The organism is Paraburkholderia sp. C35 (assembly GCF_003121405.1).
GTDB lineage: Bacteria > Pseudomonadota > Gammaproteobacteria > Burkholderiales > Burkholderiaceae > Paraburkholderia.
In genome coordinates, this window is sequence record NZ_QBUY01000104.1 from 1 (window position 1) to 21,290 (window position 21,290).

Sequence of the window (21,290 nt, forward strand, 5' to 3'; positions counted from 1 at the left end):
ACCCCGAACCCAAACCCCATTCCCGTCGTACACTCCCTCATCCACGAACCCTTGCGCCGCAAAGAGGCCCCCTCATGTCCGACGATACGCTCAACACCAGCCGGCCTCGCGATCCGGCGAAATCCGACCTGCTGCATCTGCTCGACGGCGTCGAACAGTTCACCGACGAGGTCTTTCCCGCCACGCAGGCGCTGTTCGAAAGCCTCGCGCAAGGCCAGGCGCCGCACACGCAATTCATCACCTGCGCCGATTCCCGCGTCTCGCCGGAAATGATTACCCAGACCCATCCCGGCGAACTGTTCGTGTGCCGCAACATCGGTAATATCGTGCCGGCCTATGGCGAGATGCTGGGCGGCGTGTCGGCTGTCGTCGAGTACGCGGTGCTGGCGCTCAACGTGCGGCAGATCGTGATATGCGGACACAGCGACTGCGGCGCCATGCGCGGCCTCGCCGGCAACGTGCCGCTGACGGCGGAAGACATGCCCACCGTCAGCGCATGGCTGCGCAACGCGGAAACGGCTCGCAGCGTCGTGCAGGCGCGCGAGGTCGACAGCGACCATCTCGTGCAGGCGCTCGTCGAGGAAAATATCCGGCTGCAACTGATGCATCTGCGCACGCATCCGTCCGTCGCGGGACGGCTCGCGCAGAAGCGCCTGGAAGTGTCGGGCTGGGTCTACGACATCGGCCATGGACGCATTTCCGTGTTCAATGAAGACGATGACCGCTTCGAAAGCCTCGGTGACGCTCGCACGCGGATCCAGAAGGAGCAGGGCGGCTGACAGGCGCCGATGAGACGCGTCGACGGAGCCGCTGCAGGGCAGGCGCTTGCAGCCGCACCAATCGCCGCGTCAGCGCCGTCAGTCCCCCATCGCCGCCGCGCGTCGCAGGAAACCCATCGCCCGATCGTTGTCGAGATAGGCGGTATTGAAGCGCACCCAGGGCGTCGCCTCGCCATGCGGCCGGTAGTAGCTGCCCGGCTGGACGGTGATGCCCGCACGCGCCGCCTCGGCGACGAACACATCCGAATTCGGCACGCCCGGCACGCGCGCCCATACCAGCGTGCCGCCGCACGGCTCATCGAACACTTGCCAGCCGATGTCGTTGAGCAGTTCCACCGCCGTTGAAATCGCGCCGTTCACGCGCCGCCGCAGCCGCTCCAGATGCTTGCGATACGTGCCGCGCTCGAGCAGCGCGGCCACCACGCGCTCGCTAAAGCGCGTGCCGCCGAGGCTGGTGAGCGCCTTCACCTCGACGAAGTGCTTGATCAGTCCTGCTTCGGCAGCGATATAGCCGAGCCGCAGCGACGACGACAGACTCTTCGAAAATCCGCCGATATACACCACCCGCGTCAGCCGGTCGAGCGACGCGAGCCGCTGGGTGGGGATCGCCTGAAAATCCGCGTACACGTCGTCCTCGACGATCATGAAATCGTGCTCCTGCGCCAGTTGCAGCAGGCGGAAGCCGACATGCGGCGCTACATTGGTGCCCGTCGGATTGTGGAAGACCGTGTTGATGAAAAAGAGCTTCGGCCGGTGTTCTTTCAGCAAGGCCTCGACGGCGTCGACGTCCGGGCCGCTCGACAGGCGCGGCACGCCGACCAGTTCGATACCTTGCAGCTTGAGCAGCCCGAACAGGTTGAAGTAACCGGGATCTTCGACGAACACGGTATCGCCCGGTTTGAGCAGCATCCGCACCACGAGGTCGAGCGCCTCGCTCGCACTGTTCGTCACCATGATGTTCTGCGGCTCCGTCGCCACGCCGACGAACGCGAGGCGCTGCTCGATCTGCAGCCGCAGCAGCGGGTCGCCTTGCGGGATCGCGTAGTCGATCAGGCTGCGCGCGTCCGTGCGCGCCGCCTGGCGGATTGCCTGCGCAATGCCTTCGACGTCGCGCCACGCCTCGGGAATGAAGCCGATCGACAGGTTCAGCACCTCGTCGGGGCGTTCGAACTGCCGCAGGATCTGGTCGGATTCGGGCGTGGCGCGGATCGCGTCGAGCCCGCGCGTCGCCCGTGGCGCCTTTTCGAACTGTTCGGCGACGTAATAGCCGGAGCCGTGCTTAGGCTGCAGCAGGCCGCGCGTGGCCAGCCGGTCGTACGCCTCGATGACGGGAAAGCGGCTGATATTGTGCTCGGCCGCAAATTTGCGGATAGACGGCAGGCGCGTGCCCACGCGCAGTTCGCGCGACAGGATCAGCGCTTCCACCTGACCGACGATCTGTTCGGTCAACGGGGTCGCCGTTGCGACGTCGAGGGTGATCTTCATTCGCCTCCCGGTCGACCAGATTCGGCGCTCTAGCACCTTGTCCTGGTCCCATGCAACATGATTGCTCTGAAAGTGTTCAGCCCACTTCGCCGAACACTTCGCGCAAATTGATCGAAAGTGTTCATTCCAGTCATCGCAGTTTACCGGAACAATAGGCCCAACGAGTTAGTTTGTTTGCATGAAAAATTAAGTGAAATACTCGCTAAATCAGTGACTTGGTCAACATTCGCCTCACTCTCCGAACACTGGGGAAAACGAGCGAACACTTTAACTGATTCCGGGAAAACGCAACTGTATCGAGTGAATTTCCGAGGCCGTGCAAAAAAAGATGCGGCCCAAGCAGAACCTGAGAGAAAGCAGAACCTGAGAGAAACAACGAACGGCGGCCACTAACGAGAATCCGACCCGACCGCCCAGACCGAAATCGACCTTGAGTGCGCTCCCCTTCGTGGGAGCGCCCGGTTTGCACGTCGATTCGTCTGGCAGCGGCGTCAGTGCGACCCTCGGGCACACGTTCGGCACAGCGCGCATGGCCGTGATCGGCGGCGAGCCGCTGACAGACAACACACACGTCTGCCTGCACCGTCACGGACACAGAAGCTGCGACGGGCGCCGGCTCCACGACGGAGAACGGGGCTACATGGTTGAGCCTGCTGCGCTCATCGTTCACACCGGCAACGGCGTGGCGATGCTGCCTGCCGCACGGCTTTGGGTTTCTGGCTCCGGGTGTGAAAGAACTGGCCACTATGGTGGACAGATTGTTAAGCAGTACAGAGTTAACGCCAACCCGAAGGAGATTGAAATGACGACCCAGACGCAGGTTCAGCAAGCGCAACCGCAACAGCAATCCCAGGCACAGTCGCAAGGCGACAAACAGGACGACCGCAAGATCACGGTGGTGGTCAAGCCGCGCAAGGCACGGCCCGTACTGATCCCGGTTCACCTGTAATGAACGCGCCGGCACCGCTGCGTGCCGGCCACGAACGGAGGCTGTCGTGATGGACGACATTTTTGAACCACAAGCGTTTGTGCTGGCGGGAAAGTGTCTCAGCACGTCGCCTTCACTCGTCATCGAAGACGACGAGCATCAATACGAATTTCCGGCGTCCGTCGAAGGTGAAGACGCGGCGTCGCTCATCAGCGCACTGCGCTCCGGCGTGAAGGCGGAAGAGGTGCTGGCCCGCTATACGCCGTATGAGCAGAAAGTGTTCGACCGTCTGAAGGAACTGCAACTGGTGCGCGCGGTCAAGCCTGCGCTGGCCCGCAGCGGCCTCGACGTGCTGCTCGAACTCGAAGATCTCGCCAACGAACTGCTGTATCGCACGCTCTATACGAACGTGTTCTGGGAGAAGTGTTCGGCCGCGAATGCGCACGACGACATTCCCCTCAACGTGATCCACGGCATGATCGTGGAGAACTACCATTTTCTGTTCCGCGAGAGCTATTTCGACGCGCCGGTGCTGTCGTATGTCGCCAATACGGGCGTGCGTCTCGCGATGAACGAGTTCTACTCGGAAGAGTACGGGCACGACGAACTGCTGCTCAAGGCGCTGACCACGCTCGGTGTGACGCGCGACGATCTCGCGCGCACGGTGCCGCTGCCGCAAACCATGGCGCTGTGCAATGCGCTCGCGTACTGGGCGCATAGCGATCCGCTGTTCTTCTTTTCGACGCTCGGCATTCTCGAAGGCAAGGACATCAAGCAGGATTCCTTCCTCGACGCCGCGTACCGGATCGGCGTCGATCCCGTGTTGCTCAAGCCCGTGAAGGCGCATTCGGATATCAATCTGAACGGCGGTCACGGCAGCCTCACACGCAAGATCTTTGCGCGCATTCCTGCCATCGCCGATGCCGACGTGCGGCGCATGCGGGCGCAGACACATCTGTTCATCGAACTGTACGACCAGTTTTATACGGGCATCTGGGAACACTATTCGAACTCGCCCGCGCTGCTGCGCCAACTCGATGTCAACGGAGACGCATGATGCAGGCCACCACCGCAGCCGATCTTTTCGCCGCACCGCGTTTTCGTCCCGGTGTGCAGCTGATCGAAGAAGACAACGGCCTGACGCTCGACTATCGCGAGCAATCGTGTGCCGTCGTCGCCGACAAGCAGGGCCCGCTCAAGTCATTCGTCGATTCGCTCCGGCGCGGCGATACGTCGATTCCCGAACTCAAGCGCCGTCATCCCGAACTCGCAAGTGAAGTCGACAGTCTGCTGGAAGAGTTCGACCGCCTTGGCCTGTTGACGGAAAGCGCGTTTCCGGAGCCGCGCGGCTGTCTGTCGGGCGAAGAGTTTTATCACCGGCTCAGAAAATTCGCGGCCGAAACCATCGAAGCCCATTCGAAATCGCGTCTCTTTCAAGGGCTGTGCGATCGCACGCTGCCGAAGAGCGCGCTGATCGGTTATGCGCTCGAATACTTCTACATCGTGCGCGAAGCACCCGGCCTGATTGCGCCGGCGCTCGCGCATGCCGAACCCGTCAAGGTGCAGAAGCTGCTGCAAGGCTTTCTCGCCTCGGAACTGAATCACGACGACATGCTGCGCGACTCGCTGCAGGCCGTGTCGATCCGCACCGACAACCTCGACTACCTGATGCCGCTGCCTGCCACCTTCGCGCTGTGCGCGTCGCTGGGCGTGTATGCGCGGCAGCATCCGTTGAGCTTCAAGTCGCTGCTGTTCCTGTTCGAGCAGCCGAGCGTGAGCTTTCATGTCGAACTGGCGAACTATTGTCGCGAGATGGGCATGCCGGAAGGATTCTGGCGTCCGATCGCCCGTCACGCGACGATCAACGACGAGTTCGATCACGACGACATCTCGCTCAGCCTGCTTTCTGAAGTCGAGGCCATCTCGCCTGAAGAGCAGATGACGGTCAGGAAACACGTGATGCTCGCCATCGAGACCATGGTGCTGCAGGAGAACCAGATTCTCGATTTCTACGGCCGCCAGCCCGTTGTCAAACCGCGCATTTTTGCCTGAGAGCCGTCATGGAACGCTGGGATATCGATCGATACAGGCGGCCCGCGCTGGTGCCGTGTGCAGTGTCGGCGGGCCTTGAAGGACTGACCATCGGCGTCGGCGACGACGCCATCGATCTGTCGTTCGAAGGCGTCGCGTGCGACGAGGTGGCCGACGTGGTCACGCAACTGATGCGGCCAACGTCGGAGATATGGGTCGATCTGCACGAGGGCGCGTGTCCCGCCTGGATACGCGCGCTGACGGTGCAACTCGATGCGTTGTCGCTGATCGAGGAAACGGATAGCGGCATAGACCGTGTCAACGCTGAAGCGCAGCGCGCGCTCGCGCTATGTGACGAAGTCGGGCAGCGCCTCGCGGCCGTTGTCGGGCGACGGCCGGCGATGTACGACGATGTGTTGAACACTGTTCTCCAGATGCTGAGCGGGAGCAAAGCGGACGACCACGCAACATCGCTCGATGCGTTTCCGTTTTCACACGATTCACACGAACAAGCCGGCGCGTTCGTCGACAACTTCGCGCTGCAATCGCTGCATTTCCAGATTGCGTACGCACGCCAGAATGCGCCGGAACTGCTGGTCGCGTGGCGGCGCGTGCTCGGGGAAGTGTTTCGGCAGACAGGCAAGCCATCACCATCAGACGACACATCACCCGAACATCTACGCAGCATCGCTTCGCTCGATCCCGTCGATCTGCAGATGTACCTGTTGTCGTTCGCGCATTTTGTCGAGATCGCGCCGTTGCGCGTCGGCAGGCGCATGACGTCGGTGGATACGGAGCGCTTCGATGCGCCGTGCAGCGGACTTGCGCTCGCCGCGCGCGCAGAACGGTTGTTGCTCAATGCGCTCGATCAACTGGGCAGCAACGCATACGCAGCGGCGGCCCTCGAAAGCGAGTCCATCACGCCGCTCGTGAAAGGGCTGTACATCGAGCAGTATCACGTCACCGATCGCTTCGTCGAGATCCTCGGGCCGCTGTTGTCACGCCGTCTGAAGCGCAATCTGCGCACGCGCCTGTTTCAGTATTTCCAGGAAGAGTACGGTCACGAAGCCTTCGAGCTCGCCACCTGCGTCGCGCTCGGCATGAACGAAACCGATGTGCGCGCCTCGGTGCCGCTGCCGCTGACTGCCCTGTATATCGACGCCTACACAGTGCTTGCGCACCGGCTGCCCACTGCCTTTTTCACGTCGATCATGGTGACGGAAGGCTTGCGCGATCAGCACAGTCCCGTGCACGAGCATATTGCAGCGCTGGTCGAGCACGCGCTGCACGCGGGCGACATCGTCGCAAAGCATGGCGAGACCAACGACGAACTGAATCATCCGAGCCTGTCGCGCCTGTTCCTCGCCGACGTGCCGCATGTGAGCGCGGCAGAGCAGCGCTACAGCCTCGAGGCCGCGCTCTTCATGCTCGAAGTGAACATGCGACAACTGGAATCGGTCGCGTTCTTTTATGGCGCGCAGGCGCAACTCCAGTTTCATGGGCTTCACGAAGGCAGGAGGCCGCTTGAAGTCTGACGACGATCCCGGCAGTGCCGACGAAGACGAGGGCGGGCCACTGGAGGGCCGCAGGTCGCGCTTCGATCCCGTCAACCCGTACTGGGAGCGGTTCCTCGACGAAGCGGGCCTCGACATGACGGGCGCGCGCGGCGACGGCTGCTATGTCGAGACAGCCGATGGCCGTGCGTTGCTCGATTGCCTCGCCGGCTTCGGCACGGCCAATCTCGGGCACGCGCATGCGGCGCTGCTGGCGCGTTTCGCCGATGCGTTGCAGCGCACTTCGGTGAACGTGTTTCCGTTCGAATGCGCCGAGTCCCAGCTCGCGCTTGCCGGCAAGCTGCTGTCGCTGAGCGGCCAGCGCTTCGACAAGGTGTTCTTTGCGACTACAGGCGCCGAGGGCGTCGAAAGCGCGGTGAAGTTCGCGATGACAGCCACAGGACGCACCGACGTCGTGGCGTTCCGCGCCGCGTTTCACGGCCTGTCGATGTTTTCATCGTTCATGACGGGCAATCCGTTCTGGACGGAATCGCTGCGCTGGAAACCCGGCAACGTCCATCCCCTCGACGCACACAACCTCGCTGCCCTCGAAGACATCCTCACCAGCCGCAAGATCGCCGCCGTCGTGTTCGAGCCGGTGGCGGGATCGACGGCGGCGCAGCACTGGAACGCGGACACGTCGGCGCGGCTGGCGGCGCTGTGCCGCGCGACGGGCCCGAAGCTGATCGCCGATGAAGTGTAGTGCGGGCTGGGTCGCACGGGCCGCTGGTTCGGCATCGACGCCGTCGGCATGGGCGATGGGCAGGCGGCACCCGACAGGATCGTGGTGTCGAAAGGCCTGACGGGCGGACTGGTGCCGCTGTCCGCCGTGCTGATGAAGGACGCCGATTTCGACGCCGTGTTCGGCGCGCCCGGCAAGGCGAAAGTGCAGGGTTCGACCTTCGGCGGCAACCGGCTCGCGATGCAATGCGGGCTGCTCGTGCTCGATCTCGTCGAAAGCGGGCGGCTGGTAGAGAACGCGGCCGCGATGGGTGCGCTGATCGGTGAGCGGATCACTGCGCGTTTCGGCTCGCGCGTGAGCGTGCAGGGCCACGGTCTCGCGCTCAGCCTCAAGCTCGGTCCCGATGTCGACGCGAGCATGACGGATGTCTGGCTGGATCTGATCGATGGCGGCGTGCTGGCGATGCCGAACTCCGCAGCGCCGGATTCGCTGCGCCTGTCGCCGCCGCTGATTTTCGGCGTGGACGAAGTGGAAGTTCTGATCGACCGACTCAACGAGGCGCTACCGCAATGAACGCAAGCAATCCGAAGCAGAAGGAGGGCGCCGGCTACACCGCGCTGCTGGTGGCACTGTGCTGGTGGGGCCTGATGCCGCTGTACTACTGGCATCTGAAAGAAGTGAGTCCGCCCGAAATGCTCGCGCACCGGGTGTTCTGGTCGTTCGTGGTGCTGTCGGCGGTGATCATGCTCAAACCCGCGTTGCGGCGCCAGATGGGCGGCTGGCGCGCGTTTGCGCTCGCGCTGCTGCCGGCCATCCTGCTGTCGGCGAACTGGGTCGTGTACATCCTCGCGTCGGTGACGGGCAATGCACTGCAGGCGAGTCTCGGATACTTCCTGAATCCGCTGCTGTCGGCGGCGCTCGGCATCGTGTTTCTGAACGAGCGGCTCAACGGCCTGAAGGCGGCCGCGCTCGCGCTCGGGCTGGCGGGCACGATAGTCCAGTGCGTCGCACACGGCGGCTTGCCCGTGTTCGCCGTGATGCTGACGGTAACGTTCTCGCTGCTCGGTCTCACGCGCAAGGTGTGGCCGACGCGCAATGCCATCGTCAGCACCTGGCGCGAGACGGTCGTGATGATGCCGTTCGCGCTCGGCTGCTTCGGCAATCTGGCTTCGCACCATGCGCTGGCATTTGCGTCGTATGACGCCGATGCATCGGTGCTGATGATGCTCGCAGGTCCGCTCACGGTGGTGCCGCTCGCGCTGTATGCGTACGCGATGCCGCTCGTGTCGCTGACGGAATCGGCGGTGATGCAGTACGTGACGCCGACGGTGACGTTTATCCTCGCGCTCACGGTTTTCCACGAACGGCTGACGGCCGTCGATCTGGCGGGCTACGGGCTGATCTGGTGCGGCCTCGCGCTGGCGACGTATGCATCGGTGCGGCGCCGTCCGTTGACGATCACGGTCGCCGGATCAGGCGCAACGGCGGCAACGGCTGGAGCGCAAAGTGTGCAGGGCGTGCAAGGTGCGAGCGTGGCGGCAAGCAACGTGTCGTTTCTCGCAGCACACAAAAAGACGCCAGCTTCCGCTGGCGTGAATAGGTTCTGGCATTCCGAGGGCCGTCCAGAACCTGAGAGACGGTGCGAAAAGTCTGACGCATAGCCGCGTCATAGACTTGTGATTCAGATTCGAGCGCGCCGGATGAGAATCCGGCGCGCTTGATGCATGTTGCTGCTTGCTGTCGAGTGTAACCCCAGTTCGCAAAATGAGCTTGCAAAATATGCGAATTAGTTGGGGACGGATTGTACGCTCGCGCACCAAGCCATTTGTAAGCGTGAGCCTGTCATGGCGCGCATCCATCGTCGTCCCAAGGGCGGAAACAGCCGTTTTTGCGCCACGGGAGCGATCCCGCAAAAGAACTTATAATCAAAGGTCGCGACCACGCCGGACAACGGATTGCCGGCGATGTGGACGGGAGAACAATGAGCCGCGGGCGAAGCAGTTTGCAAGAAGGTGTGGCCGCCGGCACGGAGGTGTCGATGGAGCAAGCCTTTCTTTGTGTCGGATGAGCGCCTGCATGGCGTTTATCCCGTCGTGGTGGCGCTGGCCTGCCGGTGGCCCATCACGGCCGGCTTTCGTTGATTCCCCTTCAAGTTTGCATCGCACGATACGTTGCGCGTGCCGCGGCCGGCCGTTTTTCGTGGCGTGTCGCAGTTTTTTCGGATTTGATTCGGATTTGATTCGGATTTCAAACGGCGTGTGAGGCGCCAGGCAATTTCATGACAAGTTCTCCCGGCTCGTATGACGACGAGCCGCTGGTATCGATGAGCACGGCTGGCGCGACGGCCGGCACCTACCGCATTGGCACCGCGCCGGCCGGCGCGCGGCCGGGCGTGCGCGCGTCGGTGCGCTGGATCGCGCCGGGCGAAAGCGTCGAGATCCACGGCATCGAGGTCACGGGAGGCTTCTTCTACCTGGGCGACGTGCAACGCGCCCACGCCGATTCGATCGAAGCGTGCGTGATCGACCCGCGCTTCGAGATCGCCGAAGATGGCGCGAACCCCGCCACGGGCCTCGGCAGCGTCGCCCTCAGCTTTGGCGGCTTCCCGCCGGAGCAGCGCCGCACCTATCTCGACTGGCTTGCCTCCGAGCGCAAAAAATCGGCGATCGATACCGGCTATCTGTTTTTCTACCTGTACGGGCTGGAGCGGCGCGTACTGATCGATGGCGCAGCGGGCAAGGTAAGCGGCGACGAGTTCGACGCCATCGCGAAAGAACTGCGGCGTCTGCTCAATCTCGACGCGAACTACGGCTGGCAACAGCATGTGCGCGCGCTGATCGATGCGCTGTCGCTGATGGCGTCGCGGCACACGCGGATGTATCTGCAGAGCGCGCCCGACGGGCTGGCGACGGGTTATCAGGTGCCGCTGAACGTGCGCGTCGCGTTCGGCCAGGCTGCGCTCGACCAGCATCCGTTGCCCGCGAACTGGGCGCTCGCGTGGGTCAAGCTCGACCCGATGATGGTGCGGCGCACGGCTGTCGCGCGCTGTCCCGAAGAGTTCGACCGCGTGTTCATGCGGCAGTACCGCGACCGTTTCGGCGCCGGCATGATCTTGCCCGCGAACCGCACGAAGCTCGACGCATCGCCGCAGCCGTCGTTCCGCGCGTTGAAGAGCGTGCCTGTGCCGGGTTTTCTTGTCGGACTGCCCGACATCGCGGCCGTCAACAGCACGCGCAACAAGCTGCAACTGCTGATGCACGAAAGCGCTGCCGCGCTCGACGCATACAGCCGTTATCTGGGCCGCTATCCGGAGGCGCAGGGCACGCTGGAAGCGACGCTGACCTTGCCGCCTGCGCTCTGGCCGCAAGCCACGCACGACGCCATCGGCACGCTCGCCGGCGAAATTGCGCACGAATCGGCGGTGAGCACCTTCGGCGCGCTGCTGGCGCGCTTCGGCTCGGGCGGCAAGATGACGCGCGACAAGGCCGTCGTGTTCACGACGGCACTTGCCGAAGCGGGCATCGCCGTCGAACCGGACGTGCGCCTGGGCGCACGCACGCCGAAGCCCACCGACGCCGTCGCATTGTTCGCCGCCACGCCGGGCGCCGCGCCGTTGCCCGTCGACGAGGCTTATGACGTCGCGACCATCATCGTCGATCTGGCCGCCACGGTCGCACGCGCGGACGGCGACGCGACGCAGCGCGAAACGGCCGTGATCGAAGGGCAGATCGACCAGTGGCCGCATCTGTCGGATGCGCAACGCGCGCGGCTGAAGGCGCGCAATCTCACGCAACTGGCGCAGCCGACGGCGAGTGCCGGCCTGAAGAAAAAGCTCGAACCGCTGACACACGACGTCAAGGCCACGATTGCGTCGTTTCTGGTGCATACGGCGAACGCCGATGGTGTCGTGTCGCGTGAAGAAGTCCGTTTGCTGGAAAAGGTGTACCGGCTGCTGGGCATCGATCCGCAGCGCCTTTATACGGATCTCCATCAGCACGCGAGCGGCGCGCAGGTGGCGCCTACGTCCACAAAGCGGGCCGCGCGAAAGCATGCGGCCGGGGAGCCGCAATCCGCGCACTCCGCGCAAGCCGCCGTCCCGAAGCACGAGTTCGTGCTCGACGCGACGCGCATTGCTGCGCTGAAGGAAGAGACGGCGCGTGTCTCGTCGATGCTCGCGGATGTCTTCGTCGACGAAGCGCACGGCACGGTGAAAACTGCGCCTGCGCACGAGACGGAACCAACGTACTCCGTCGAGGCACAGGACATGCTGGCGACTCTGCGTGAGCCGCCTGATGAGGACGCATCGAATTCCGTGGCGCGCGCCGTCGCCGCAGCAGAAGGAAGTGCGCCCGTGGAATCAGACAAGCCGGTTGGGTCGGATCGACCCGTGCAATCAGATACACCGACCGAGCCGCCAAACCCCGGATCAGCCGAGCCGCTGCTGGGCCTCGACGACGCGCATTCGCCCTTCCTGCGCCTGCTGGTCACGCGCGCATCGTGGACGCGCGCCGAACTGGCCGACGCTGCATCGCGTCTCGAACTGATGCTGGACGGCGCGATCGAACAGGTAAACGAGGCGTCGCTCGATCAGTGGGACGAGCCGCTCACGGACGGAGACGATCCCGTCGAAATCAATCAGGAAGTCGCACAAAGGTTGGCTGCATGACAACGATTCGCCCCAGGGACCGCGATGCGGTCCTGCAATCCCTGCGCGCCGGCGTGGTGCCGCGCATCGGCCAGCATCTGATCCAGGTCGGCCGCGCGCGCGAACTCGAAGCGCTGCTGAAGGACATCGAACGCGTCGCGGACGGCGGCTCGGCGTTTCGCATCGTCGTTGGCGAATATGGCGCGGGCAAGACGTTCTTCCTGAATCTGGTGCGCGCCATCGCGCTGGAGAAAAAGCTCGTCACCGTGCACGCGGATCTGAATCCCGACCGGCGTTTGCATGCGTCGGGTGGCCAGGCGCGCTCGCTGTACGCGGAGCTGGTGAAGAACATGGCCACGCGCACCAAGCCCGAAGGCGGCGCGCTGGCGGGCGTGGTCGAGAAGTTCATCGGCCAGGCGAAGACGGAAGCGAAGGCCACGGGCCGCAGCAGCGACGAAGTGATCCGCGCGCAACTCTCGGTGCTGACGGAAATGGTCAACGGCTACGATTTCGCCGATGTGATCGCCGCGTACTGCCGGGGCTTCGAGGACGGCAACGAGAAGCTCAAGAGCGACGCCGTGCGCTGGCTGCGCGGCGAATTCACGACGCGCACCGACGCGCGTCAGGCGCTCGGCGTGCGCACGATCGTCGATGACGCGAACATGTACGACCAGCTGAAGCTGCTGGGCCGTTTCGTGCGGCTCGCGGGCTATAGCGGGTTGATGGTGTGCCTCGACGAAATGGTGAACCTGTACAAGCTCGCCAACGTGCAGGCGCGCAACGCGAACTACGAACAGATTCTGCGAATCCTGAACGATTCGTTGCAAGGCTCGGCGGAAGGGCTGGGTTTCGTACTCGGCGGCACGCCCGAGTTTCTGCTCGATACGCGCCGCGGCCTGTACAGCTATGCCGCGCTGCAATCGCGTCTCGCGGAGAACGCGTTCGCGACCAACGGCCTCGTCGATTACAGCGGCCCGGTGATCCGCCTCGCCGCGCTCACACCGGAAGATTTCTACGTGCTGCTCGACAAGCTGCGCGTGGTCTACGCATTCGGCGACGCGAGCAAGGCGCTCGTGCCCGAAGAAGCGATTCCCGCCTTCATGGCGCATTGCGCGACGCGGCTGGGCGAAGCGTATTTCCGCACGCCGCGCACCACCATCACGGCGTTCATCAATTTTCTCGCGGTGCTGGAACAGAACCCGTCGGCGGACTGGCGTGAACTGATCGGCAGCATGGAGGTCGAGCGCGATCTGGGCGGCGCCGCCGATATCGTCAACGACGCCGCGCCCGATAGCGACGATGAGCTTGCCAGCTTCCGGCTCAACTGACGGCCAGGGCGGCTCGACCGGTTCAAGCGGCCCGACCGGCTCAAGCGCCTCGCGCAGTTTCGAGCTGCTCGACGAGCAGATCCGCCGCTGGATCTGGCGCGAAGGCTGGACGGAACTGCGCGATGCGCAGGAGCGCGCCGTCCCCGCGCTGATCGATGCCGACCGAGACGTAATCATCGCGGCGGCGACGGCGGCGGGCAAGACGGAAGCCGCCTTTCTTCCCATTCTGTCGAACCTGCTGCGCGATGAACCGTGCAGCGGCTCCGTGCTGTACATCAGTCCGCTGAAGGCGCTGATCAACGATCAGTGGGCGCGGCTCGACAAGCTGTGCGAAGCGCTGGAGATTCCCGTTACCGGCTGGCATGGCGATGTGTCGTCGGGTCGCAAGCATCGGTTTATCAGGAAGCCCACGGGCGTGCTGCTGATCACGCCCGAATCGCTCGAAGCGATGTTCGTGACACGCGGCGCGTCGCTGGCTGAGACGTTCGGCGCGCTGCGCTATGTGGTGGTCGACGAGTTGCATGCGTTTATCGGCTCCGAACGCGGCATGCAGTTGCAGTCGCTGATGCAGCGTATCGATCACGTGTGCGGCCGCAAGGTGCCGCGCGTCGGGCTGTCGGCGACGCTCGGCGACATGCAGCTTGCCGCCGGGTTTCTGCGCCCGCGCGCGGCGCAGAACGTGCAGATCGTCGAGTCGGGCAACACGGGCCAGGAGCTCAAGATCCTGCTGAAAGGCTATATCGAGAAGCCGCCGCGCATCCAGTTCGAACCGGGCATTGAAAATCCCGGACTTGAAGACGTCGTGCCCGCGAGTACCGTCGAAGTCGCGAATCATATGTACAAGGTGCTGCGCGGCTCGAACAACCTCATCTTTCCGAACAGCCGCCGCCAGGTCGAGCTTTATGCCGATCTCTTGCGCCGCGCGTGCGAGCGCGACGGCTATCCGAACGAGTTCTGGCCACATCACGGCAGTCTGTCGAAGGAATTGCGCGAACAGACCGAGCAGGCGCTGAAGGCGGCCGACCGTCCGGCCAGCGCCGTCTGCACGACGACGCTGGAACTGGGCATCGACATCGGCGCGGTGAAAAACGTCGTGCAGGTGGGCGCGCCGCCGTCGGTGGCGAGCCTGCGGCAGCGGCTCGGGCGTTCGGGGCGCCGCAAGGGCGAAGCGGCGATCCTGCGCTGCTATTCCGTCGAAGCGGAGCTGCACAGCGGCTCCGATCTGTCGGACCGGCTGCGCGAGAGCCTCGTGCAATCGGTGGCGATGGTGAATCTGCTGCTGCGCGGCTGGTTCGAGCCGCCGCGCGCGCACGGCATGCATCCGTCGACGCTGGTGCAGCAGATTCTTTCCATCATCGCCGAGCGCGGCGGTGCGCGCGCGAGCGAACTGTGGGACACGCTGGTTGCACACGGCCCGTTCGGCACCATCGATAAACCCGTCTTTGCCGCGATTCTGCGCAGCCTTGGCGACAAGGACCTGCTGGTGCAGGAAGCGGGCGGATTGCTGCTGCATGGCGTGGCGGGCGAACGGCTCGTCAATCACTACGAGTTCTACGCCTCGTTTTCGACCGACGACGAGTTCCGCATCATCGCGGGCGCGACGGTGCTTGGTTCGGTGCCCGTGTCGCGTCCATTGGCGCCGGGGCAGGGGCTGGTGTTCGGCGGGCAGCGCTGGCGCGTGCAGGACGTCGATGCGGGCAGAAAGACGGTCTACGTCACGCCCGATTCAGGCGGCGTGCCGCCCGTGTTCGACGGCGGCGGCTCGCTGGTGCACGACGAAGTGCGTCGCGAGATGTTCAACGTGCTGAAGGATGGCGCGCCCGTCGCGTTTCTCGACACGACGGGCCGCGAACTGCTCGAAGAAGCGCGCCGCTTTTTCGCGTCGAACGAACTGGCGACGCGTGGCGTGTTCACGCACGGCGGCAACACCGTGCTCGCCACATGGTGCGGCGACTGGATCAACGATGCCCTCGTCGTGCTGCTGCGCGCCGAAGGACTCGACGCGTGGAATCAGGGCCCGACAGTGAGCGTGCGCGTCGCGGGTTCGGTGAAGGATGCGCTGCAACGCATCGCCGCGCTGACGCCGGGACAGACCACGGATGCGCTGCGCGCCATCGGCAACATCGATAACGAGAAATGGGACTGGACCTTGCCCGACGACGTAAAGCGCCGCGCGTACGCGTCGCTGCGGCTCGACATGACGGGCGCGCAGGCCCTGGCGCGGCGGCTCGCCGCGGCGTGCGATTGACACCGGCACGCTGCCGGAGCGCTCGAAAACACGTGGAAACACGTGAAAACGCGCACACTCCAGGTGCAAGCGATCCAATTAAGCGGTAGCATACATTTCTTTGCGCCTATCGAATCGCCTGCTTGAAAACCCGCTTGTACGCCAGTTTTCAGCGCGCTTTCGGTGTTTCAGCGCCGCACCCCCCGCACTCAATACCAGCCCCCCATGTCGAATCATCCCCAGACGAAGCGTCACCTCGTCATCGCGGCCGTCATGGCGTCGATGGCGATGGTGGCGATCGAAGCCACCATCGTCTCGACGGCCATGCCGCAGATCGTCACGCAACTCGGCGGCTTGCGCCTCTACAGTTGGGTCTTCTCGTCGTTCCTGCTCGCGCAGACGGCCATGACCGTCGTGTTCGGCAAACTCGCCGATCTCTATGGGCGCAAGCCGACCGTGCTGGTGGGTATCGTCATTTTTCTGATTGGCTCGGTGGGCGCGGGTTTCGCGTGGTCGATGCCTGCGATGATCGTGTTCCGGCTGATCCAGGGTGTAGGCGCGGGCGCGATCCAGCCGGTCACGTTGACCATCGTCGCCGATCTGTATCCGGCGCGCGAGCGCGGCAAGCTCCAGGGCTATCTGGCCAGCGTCTGGGCCATTTCGGCGGTGATCGGCCCGATGGCGGGCGGCCTGCTGATCCGCGACCTGTCGTGGTCGTGGATTTTCTGGATCAACGTGCCGATCGGCATTCTGGCCGCGGTCGGTTTCATCACCTACCTGCACGAAGAGAAGCGCCATCAGCGTCCGTCGATCGACATCATGGGCGCCGTGCTGTTCACCGTCGCGATCGGCGCGCTGATGATGGCGCTCACCGACGCCGGTTCGGAAAACGACAGCCGTGCGCTGTTCGAAGTGGCGCTGTGCGTGGTGAGCAGCGCGCTGTTCGTGTGGCACGAGCGGCGCGTGGCGGAGCCGATGATTTCGTTCTCGCTGTGGAGCCATCGGCCCATCGCTGCGTGCAATGCCGCGACCGTGCTGTCGGGCATGGCGCTGATGGGCCTCACCACGTTCCTGCCGATGTACGTGCAGGGCGTGCTGCATCAATCGCCTGTGATCGCGGGTCTCGCGCTGACGATGGTGATGCTCGGCTGGCCGTCGGGCGCGACCTTCACCGCGAAGTCGTTCCATCGTCTCGGGCTGCGCCGCCTGATGATCGGCGGCAGCTTCTTCCTGCCGCTCGGCGCGATTGCGTTCGCGCTGCTGCAGCCGGACGGCTCGCCCATCACGGCGGGCGTCGGTTCGCTGGTGATGGGGCTGGGCATGGGTATCGTCAGCGTCAGTTCGCTGATCCTGATCCAGGAGATCGTGCAGCCGCTCGAACGCGGCGCGGCAACGGCATCGAACCTGTTCTCGCGCAATCTGGGCCGCACGCTTGGCGCGGCGATCTTCGGTGCCGTGCTGAACTTCGGCCTGAGCCACTACAAAGGCACGACCATCACCTCCGACCAGTTGCGTTCACTGCTCGACGTCACGCCGGGTGCCGCGCAGGCGGCACTGGCCAGCAACGACATGGTGCGCGCCGCGCTGCCTCATTCGCTGCACCTGACCTTCCTGTCGATCTTCGTGATCTGCGTGGGCGCGGTGCTGTCGGTGATGCTGGTGCCGCATATCAAGATCGGCGGGCAGCCGCGCGAAACATCGGCGGCGGCGCATCTGACGGAGATGTGACGTCAGCGTGCTCACGCATGTCGCGACAGGCGTGGTTCACTCCGTTGACGTGGGCATGGTCTGCAAGTCCAGTTCGCCCGGCGCAGCGCCACTCGCTGCGCCTTCTTCCACTTCCTTCACGATCCATTGACTGAACGCGCGCATCGCGGGCGTGGCGGGTTTCGCCTTTTGCCAGGTGAGCCAGTAGCTGCCCGCGTGCACGTCGATATCGAACGGGCGCGCGAGGCGTCCCATCGACAGATCGCGTTCGAACATCGAAGCCGGCGCGAGCGCGACGCCTGCGCCTTGCATCGCGGCTTCCACCATCAGCCGCGACGAATCGAACACGGGACCGCGCACCGGCCGCGGCGAGAGGCCCGCAGCGGCGAACCAGTTGGCCCAGTCGTCGGCGCGGTATGAGCGCAGCAGCTTTTCGCCGGCGAGATCGGCGGGGGTGTGAAGGCGCTGCGCGATGTCCGGTGTGCACAGCACTGAGAGCGGCGCATCGAACAGCCGCTGTGCGCGCGAGCCGGGCCACGTGCCGTCACCGAAGCGGATCGCGAAGTCCAGCCCTTCGGCGGCGAGATCGACGAGATTGTTGTTGGTCTGCAGGCGCAACTCGACGAACGGGTGTGCGTCGTGAAAGCCCTTCAGACGCGGCATCAGCCAGCCGACCGCAAACGTCCCGACGACTCCGACCGTCAGCACCTCGTGAAAATGTCCGCCTTCGAACTGCCGCAATACGGCCTCGATGCGATCGAATGCATCGCTGAGCACGGGGCGCAGCGCAAGTCCTTCATCCGTGATCGCGAGGCCGCGCGGCAGTCGCTTGAAGAGCGTCGCGCCAAGCCGTTCCTCCAGCATGCGCACCTGCTGGCTGACGGCTGCCTGCGTGACGCTCAGTTCCAGCGCGGCGCGCGTGAAGCTCAGGTGCCGGGCCGACGATTCGAACGCGCGCAGCGCGTTGAGCGGGAGATACGGTCGCATGGGCGAGTCATAAGAAATTCTAGGGCTTCGAGCAATTTATCATCGTTTGTCAGGTGGCGGCGGAAACGCGATAGTGGCGGCTATTGAGGGAAAAGCAATGGTCACGAGACGGAAGTTCGCATTCACGTTGATGGGCGGGGGGTTAGCTGGTGTTGCGGCTCAGGCGTCCGGCTCGAGTGCGACGCGGCCATCGCGCAGATCGTCGAACTGATCGCACAAGTCTGAAACAAGGAAAATGAGCCTATGAAATTTGCACTACGCAGCATGCGCATCGCGATCACGCTTTGCGCGCTTGGCATCACCGCAACGAGCCATGCAGCCGACATCTCGCGCGATCAGGTCCAGCAGGCCGTTGATGCCGCCATCCAGCCGATGATGGCCAGGGACGCTATTCCCGGCATGGCTGTCGGCGTGATCGTCGATGGCAAACCGCTGGTGTTCAACTATGGCGTTGCCTCGACGCAGACCCGCAAGCCGGTGGACGGCAAGACGCTGTTCGAGCTCGGCTCGGTGAGCAAGACCTTCACGGCGACGCTGACGCAATGGGCGCAGGTCGACAGGCACCTGTCGCTAAACGACAGCGTCGGCCAATATCTGCCGACCCTGCGTGGCTCGCCGTTCGGCAACGTCAGCCTGCTCAATCTCGGCACGCATACGCCCGGCGGCCTGCCGCTGCAGGTACCCGACGAGATCCACAACGACGCCGAGCTGATGGCCTGGTTGAAGGCCTGGCGTCCCACGTATGCACCGGGCACGTACCGCACCTATGCGAATCCTGGCATCGGCACGCTCGGCGTGATCGCCGCGAAAAGCATGGGGCAGGATTTCACCGTGCTGATCGAGAGGCGGCTTTTCCCGGCACTTGGCCTGAAGAACAGCTTCATCGACGTGCCCGCCGCGCGCTCGACCGATTACGCGCAAGGCTACACAAAGGACGGCAAGCCGATCCGCATGGCAGGCGGCGAACTCGCTGCGCAGGCATATGGCGTGAAGTCGACGGCATCCGACATGCTGCGTTTCATCGAGACCAATATGAAGCTGGTCAAGCTCGATGCCAACCTGCAGCGCGCGATCACCGACACGCACACCGGCTACTTCCAGGCTGGCCCGATGACACAGGATCTGATCTGGGAACAGTACCCGTATCCCGTGTCGTTGAGCGCGCTGCTGCAGGGCAATTCGAATGGCATGGCGCTCGATGCGACGCCTGTCACGCAGATCGATCCGCCGCAGGCACCGAGCGACGACGCATGGATCAACAAGACAGGTTCGACCAACGGCTTCGGATCGTACGTGGCCTTCATGCCGTCGAAGCGGATCGGCATCGTGATACTCGGCAACCGCAATTTTCCGATTGCGGACCGGGTTGAAGCGGCCCACAAGATTCTGACGTCGCTGGTGCAGCCATGAAAGGCTTTCGCTGGATCGCGGCGGCGCTTGCCGCATGCGCATGTGCGTGTGCGCAGTTTGCCCACGCGGCCGGGCAAGCCGTCGAAGCGCAAGAGACGGCCGTCCTGCAACGCGCGGCCGTCTCAGGAACCGATCGCGAACTGGGCATGGGCATCGCCGAATTTCCGCCGAATGCCGCCAAACCGCGCCACAAGGCGACCGGGCCGGAACTCTGTTACGTGCTTGCAGGCGAGGTCATCGTGCAGATCGAAGGCAAACCGGCGCACCGGTATCGCGCGGGCGAATCGTTCGCGTTGCCGGCCAATGCGGTGCATGTCACGACGGCCGGTGCGTCCGGCGCGAAAGTGCTGGCGAGCTGGGTCCACACGCCGGGCAAACCGTTCAACGTCCCGGCGGGCGATTGATCGATTGATCGATTGATCGCTACGGTGTGGTCGACGTTATCGCGAGCAGACCGTATCGATGGCTTCGAGCATCCTGCCGAAGAACGCGTCCGCATACTGCGAATCGAGCCAGCGCACGATCAGCGCGATACGGCGCTCAGGCTCGATCCACATGAACGAACTGCCCGCGCCCACGCCGAAGTAGCTCGTGTCCGGCACGCTGGGGAACACACGGCGTCCGTTGTTGAGCCACACCAGATAGCCGTAGTACGGCGCCAGCGCGCAAGGCGTCTGCATCCGCGCGATCCATTCCGACGACAGCACGCGGCGTCCACCAGCGACGCCGCCGTCGAGCAGCATCTGCGCGACTTTCAACTGGTCGTTCGCACTCACCGACATCCCGCCGCCCCAGTGCGAGCCGCCCGGCACCGTTTGCACGCGCTGTCCGCCGATGTCGGTCCACGCGTTGTCATAGCCGACCCACTGCCAGTTATCGCTGGCACCGACGGGCCGCATGATCGCCTCGCGAAACACCTCGGGCAACGGTCTGCCGAACAGATTCAGCAGCGCAAGCGACAGCTGGTTGATGCGCACGTCGTTGTATTCCCAGTACGTGCCGGGTGGCTGCAACGGCCGCAAGTCGCCTTTCTTGCCATCGGGTGGATCGCCGAATGTCACCGCGCGATAGTGGTCGGCCTGATCGGACAGACCGAAGCATTGGCCTTGCCATTCGCTGGTCTGCTGCAACAGCTGCGTCCACGTGATGGGCGCGTTGTGCGGATCGTCGAAACCGATGCCCGGCACGCGCACACGCACGGCTTCATCGGGATCGGGCAGCAGGCCGCGGTCGTGCGCGACGCCCGCGAGTAATGCGAGGTAGGTTTTCGCGATGCTGAAAGTGAGGTCGGCGCGATCCGGCTCGCCCCATGTCGCGAGCAGACGGCCATCGACAGCCACCGCGCCCGACACCGGCCCACGGTCATGGATCGGCCCGAGCAGCCGGTTCCACGGCGGCGGGTCGTTGACGTGCACGCCGAATTTGCCATCGACATTGCGGTCCCACGGCGATTCGTGATCGATCGAAAACTGGATCGCCTCGTTCAGTTCCTGCGGCAGATCATGTTGCATAGGTAACGGTTCCTTTG

Annotated in this window: 15 protein-coding genes and 1 pseudogene; 13 read left to right on the top strand and 3 right to left on the bottom strand. The window is 64.1% G+C overall.

Translation table 11 applies throughout. The features are described from left to right. Positions 1-74 precede the first annotated feature (74 nt). Positions 75-779, top strand: coding sequence for a carbonic anhydrase (locus DK391_RS36070; RefSeq protein ID WP_109482785.1), 705 nt, complete (start codon positions 75-77; stop codon positions 777-779). Between the two features lie 78 nt (positions 780-857). Here the strand turns inward: DK391_RS36070 and DK391_RS36075 are convergent, their stop codons facing one another. Further along, positions 858-2,264 carry a PLP-dependent aminotransferase family protein gene (locus DK391_RS36075; protein ID WP_109482786.1) on the bottom strand — a complete coding sequence of 469 codons (1,407 nt, stop codon included), beginning with the start codon at positions 2,262-2,264 and terminating at the stop codon, positions 858-860. 463 nt (positions 2,265-2,727) lie between these two features. Here DK391_RS36075 and DK391_RS36080 point away from each other — a divergent pair, with 463 nt between their 5' ends. From DK391_RS36080 to DK391_RS36125, 10 genes and pseudogenes are all read left to right on the top strand, one after another. After that, positions 2,728-3,213: a hypothetical protein gene (locus DK391_RS36080; RefSeq protein ID WP_162601009.1), complete on the top strand. Its 486-nt coding sequence runs from the start codon at positions 2,728-2,730 to the stop codon at positions 3,211-3,213. A 49-nt stretch (positions 3,214-3,262) separates the two neighbouring features. Further along, positions 3,263-4,249 carry an iron-containing redox enzyme family protein gene (locus DK391_RS36085; protein WP_109482788.1) on the top strand — a complete coding sequence of 329 codons (987 nt, stop codon included), beginning with the start codon at positions 3,263-3,265 and terminating at the stop codon, positions 4,247-4,249. Beyond that, positions 4,246-5,244, top strand: a complete 999-nt coding sequence (locus tag DK391_RS36090; protein WP_239483049.1) for an iron-containing redox enzyme family protein — start codon at positions 4,246-4,248, stop codon at positions 5,242-5,244. Before DK391_RS36085 ends, DK391_RS36090 begins: the two co-directional genes overlap by 4 nt. Before the next feature lie 8 nt (positions 5,245-5,252). Then, on the top strand, positions 5,253-6,758 hold the full coding sequence (locus DK391_RS36095; protein WP_109482805.1) for a hypothetical protein: 1,506 nt from the start codon (positions 5,253-5,255) through the stop codon (positions 6,756-6,758). Between the two features lie 115 nt (positions 6,759-6,873). Next, positions 6,874-8,031: pseudogene (locus DK391_RS36100) on the top strand (aminotransferase class III-fold pyridoxal phosphate-dependent enzyme). Next, positions 8,028-9,119, top strand: a complete 1,092-nt coding sequence (gene rarD, locus DK391_RS36105) for an EamA family transporter RarD (RefSeq protein ID WP_109482790.1) — start codon at positions 8,028-8,030, stop codon at positions 9,117-9,119. The pseudogene DK391_RS36100 and the gene rarD overlap by 4 nt, the downstream one beginning before the upstream one ends. 617 nt (positions 9,120-9,736) lie before the next feature. Then, a complete protein-coding gene (locus DK391_RS36110; protein WP_109482791.1) occupies positions 9,737-12,124 on the top strand; it encodes a TerB N-terminal domain-containing protein in 2,388 nt (795 codons plus the stop codon). Then, positions 12,121-13,431, top strand: a complete 1,311-nt coding sequence (locus DK391_RS36115) for an ATP-binding protein (protein ID WP_109482792.1) — start codon at positions 12,121-12,123, stop codon at positions 13,429-13,431. Before DK391_RS36110 ends, DK391_RS36115 begins: the two co-directional genes overlap by 4 nt. Beyond that, positions 13,403-15,679: a DEAD/DEAH box helicase gene (locus DK391_RS36120; RefSeq protein ID WP_239483050.1), complete on the top strand. Its 2,277-nt coding sequence runs from the start codon at positions 13,403-13,405 to the stop codon at positions 15,677-15,679. Before DK391_RS36115 ends, DK391_RS36120 begins: the two co-directional genes overlap by 29 nt. 204 nt (positions 15,680-15,883) lie before the next feature. Beyond that, positions 15,884-17,386 carry an MDR family MFS transporter gene (locus tag DK391_RS36125; protein WP_109482793.1) on the top strand — a complete coding sequence of 501 codons (1,503 nt, stop codon included), beginning with the start codon at positions 15,884-15,886 and terminating at the stop codon, positions 17,384-17,386. A gap of 36 nt (positions 17,387-17,422) precedes the next feature. On the opposite strand, the gene DK391_RS36130 is transcribed toward DK391_RS36125, so the two are convergent. Further along, positions 17,423-18,352 carry a LysR family transcriptional regulator gene (locus DK391_RS36130; RefSeq protein ID WP_109482794.1) on the bottom strand — a complete coding sequence of 310 codons (930 nt, stop codon included), beginning with the start codon at positions 18,350-18,352 and terminating at the stop codon, positions 17,423-17,425. Positions 18,353-18,616: 264 nt separating this feature from the next. On the opposite strand from DK391_RS36130, the gene ampC reads away from it, so the two are divergent. Beyond that, the gene (gene ampC, locus DK391_RS36135; RefSeq protein WP_343225466.1) at positions 18,617-19,762 is read left to right on the top strand and encodes a class C beta-lactamase; all 1,146 of its coding nucleotides are present in this window, start codon (positions 18,617-18,619) and stop codon (positions 19,760-19,762) included. Beyond that, entirely contained in the window at positions 19,759-20,166 is a 408-nt protein-coding gene (locus tag DK391_RS36140; RefSeq protein ID WP_109482796.1) for a cupin domain-containing protein, read from the top strand. The genes ampC and DK391_RS36140 overlap by 4 nt, the downstream gene beginning before the upstream one ends. A 36-nt stretch (positions 20,167-20,202) precedes the next feature. On the opposite strand, the gene DK391_RS36145 is transcribed toward DK391_RS36140, so the two are convergent. Beyond that, a complete protein-coding gene (locus DK391_RS36145; RefSeq protein ID WP_109482797.1) occupies positions 20,203-21,273 on the bottom strand; it encodes a serine hydrolase in 1,071 nt (356 codons plus the stop codon). Positions 21,274-21,290 lie beyond the last annotated feature (17 nt).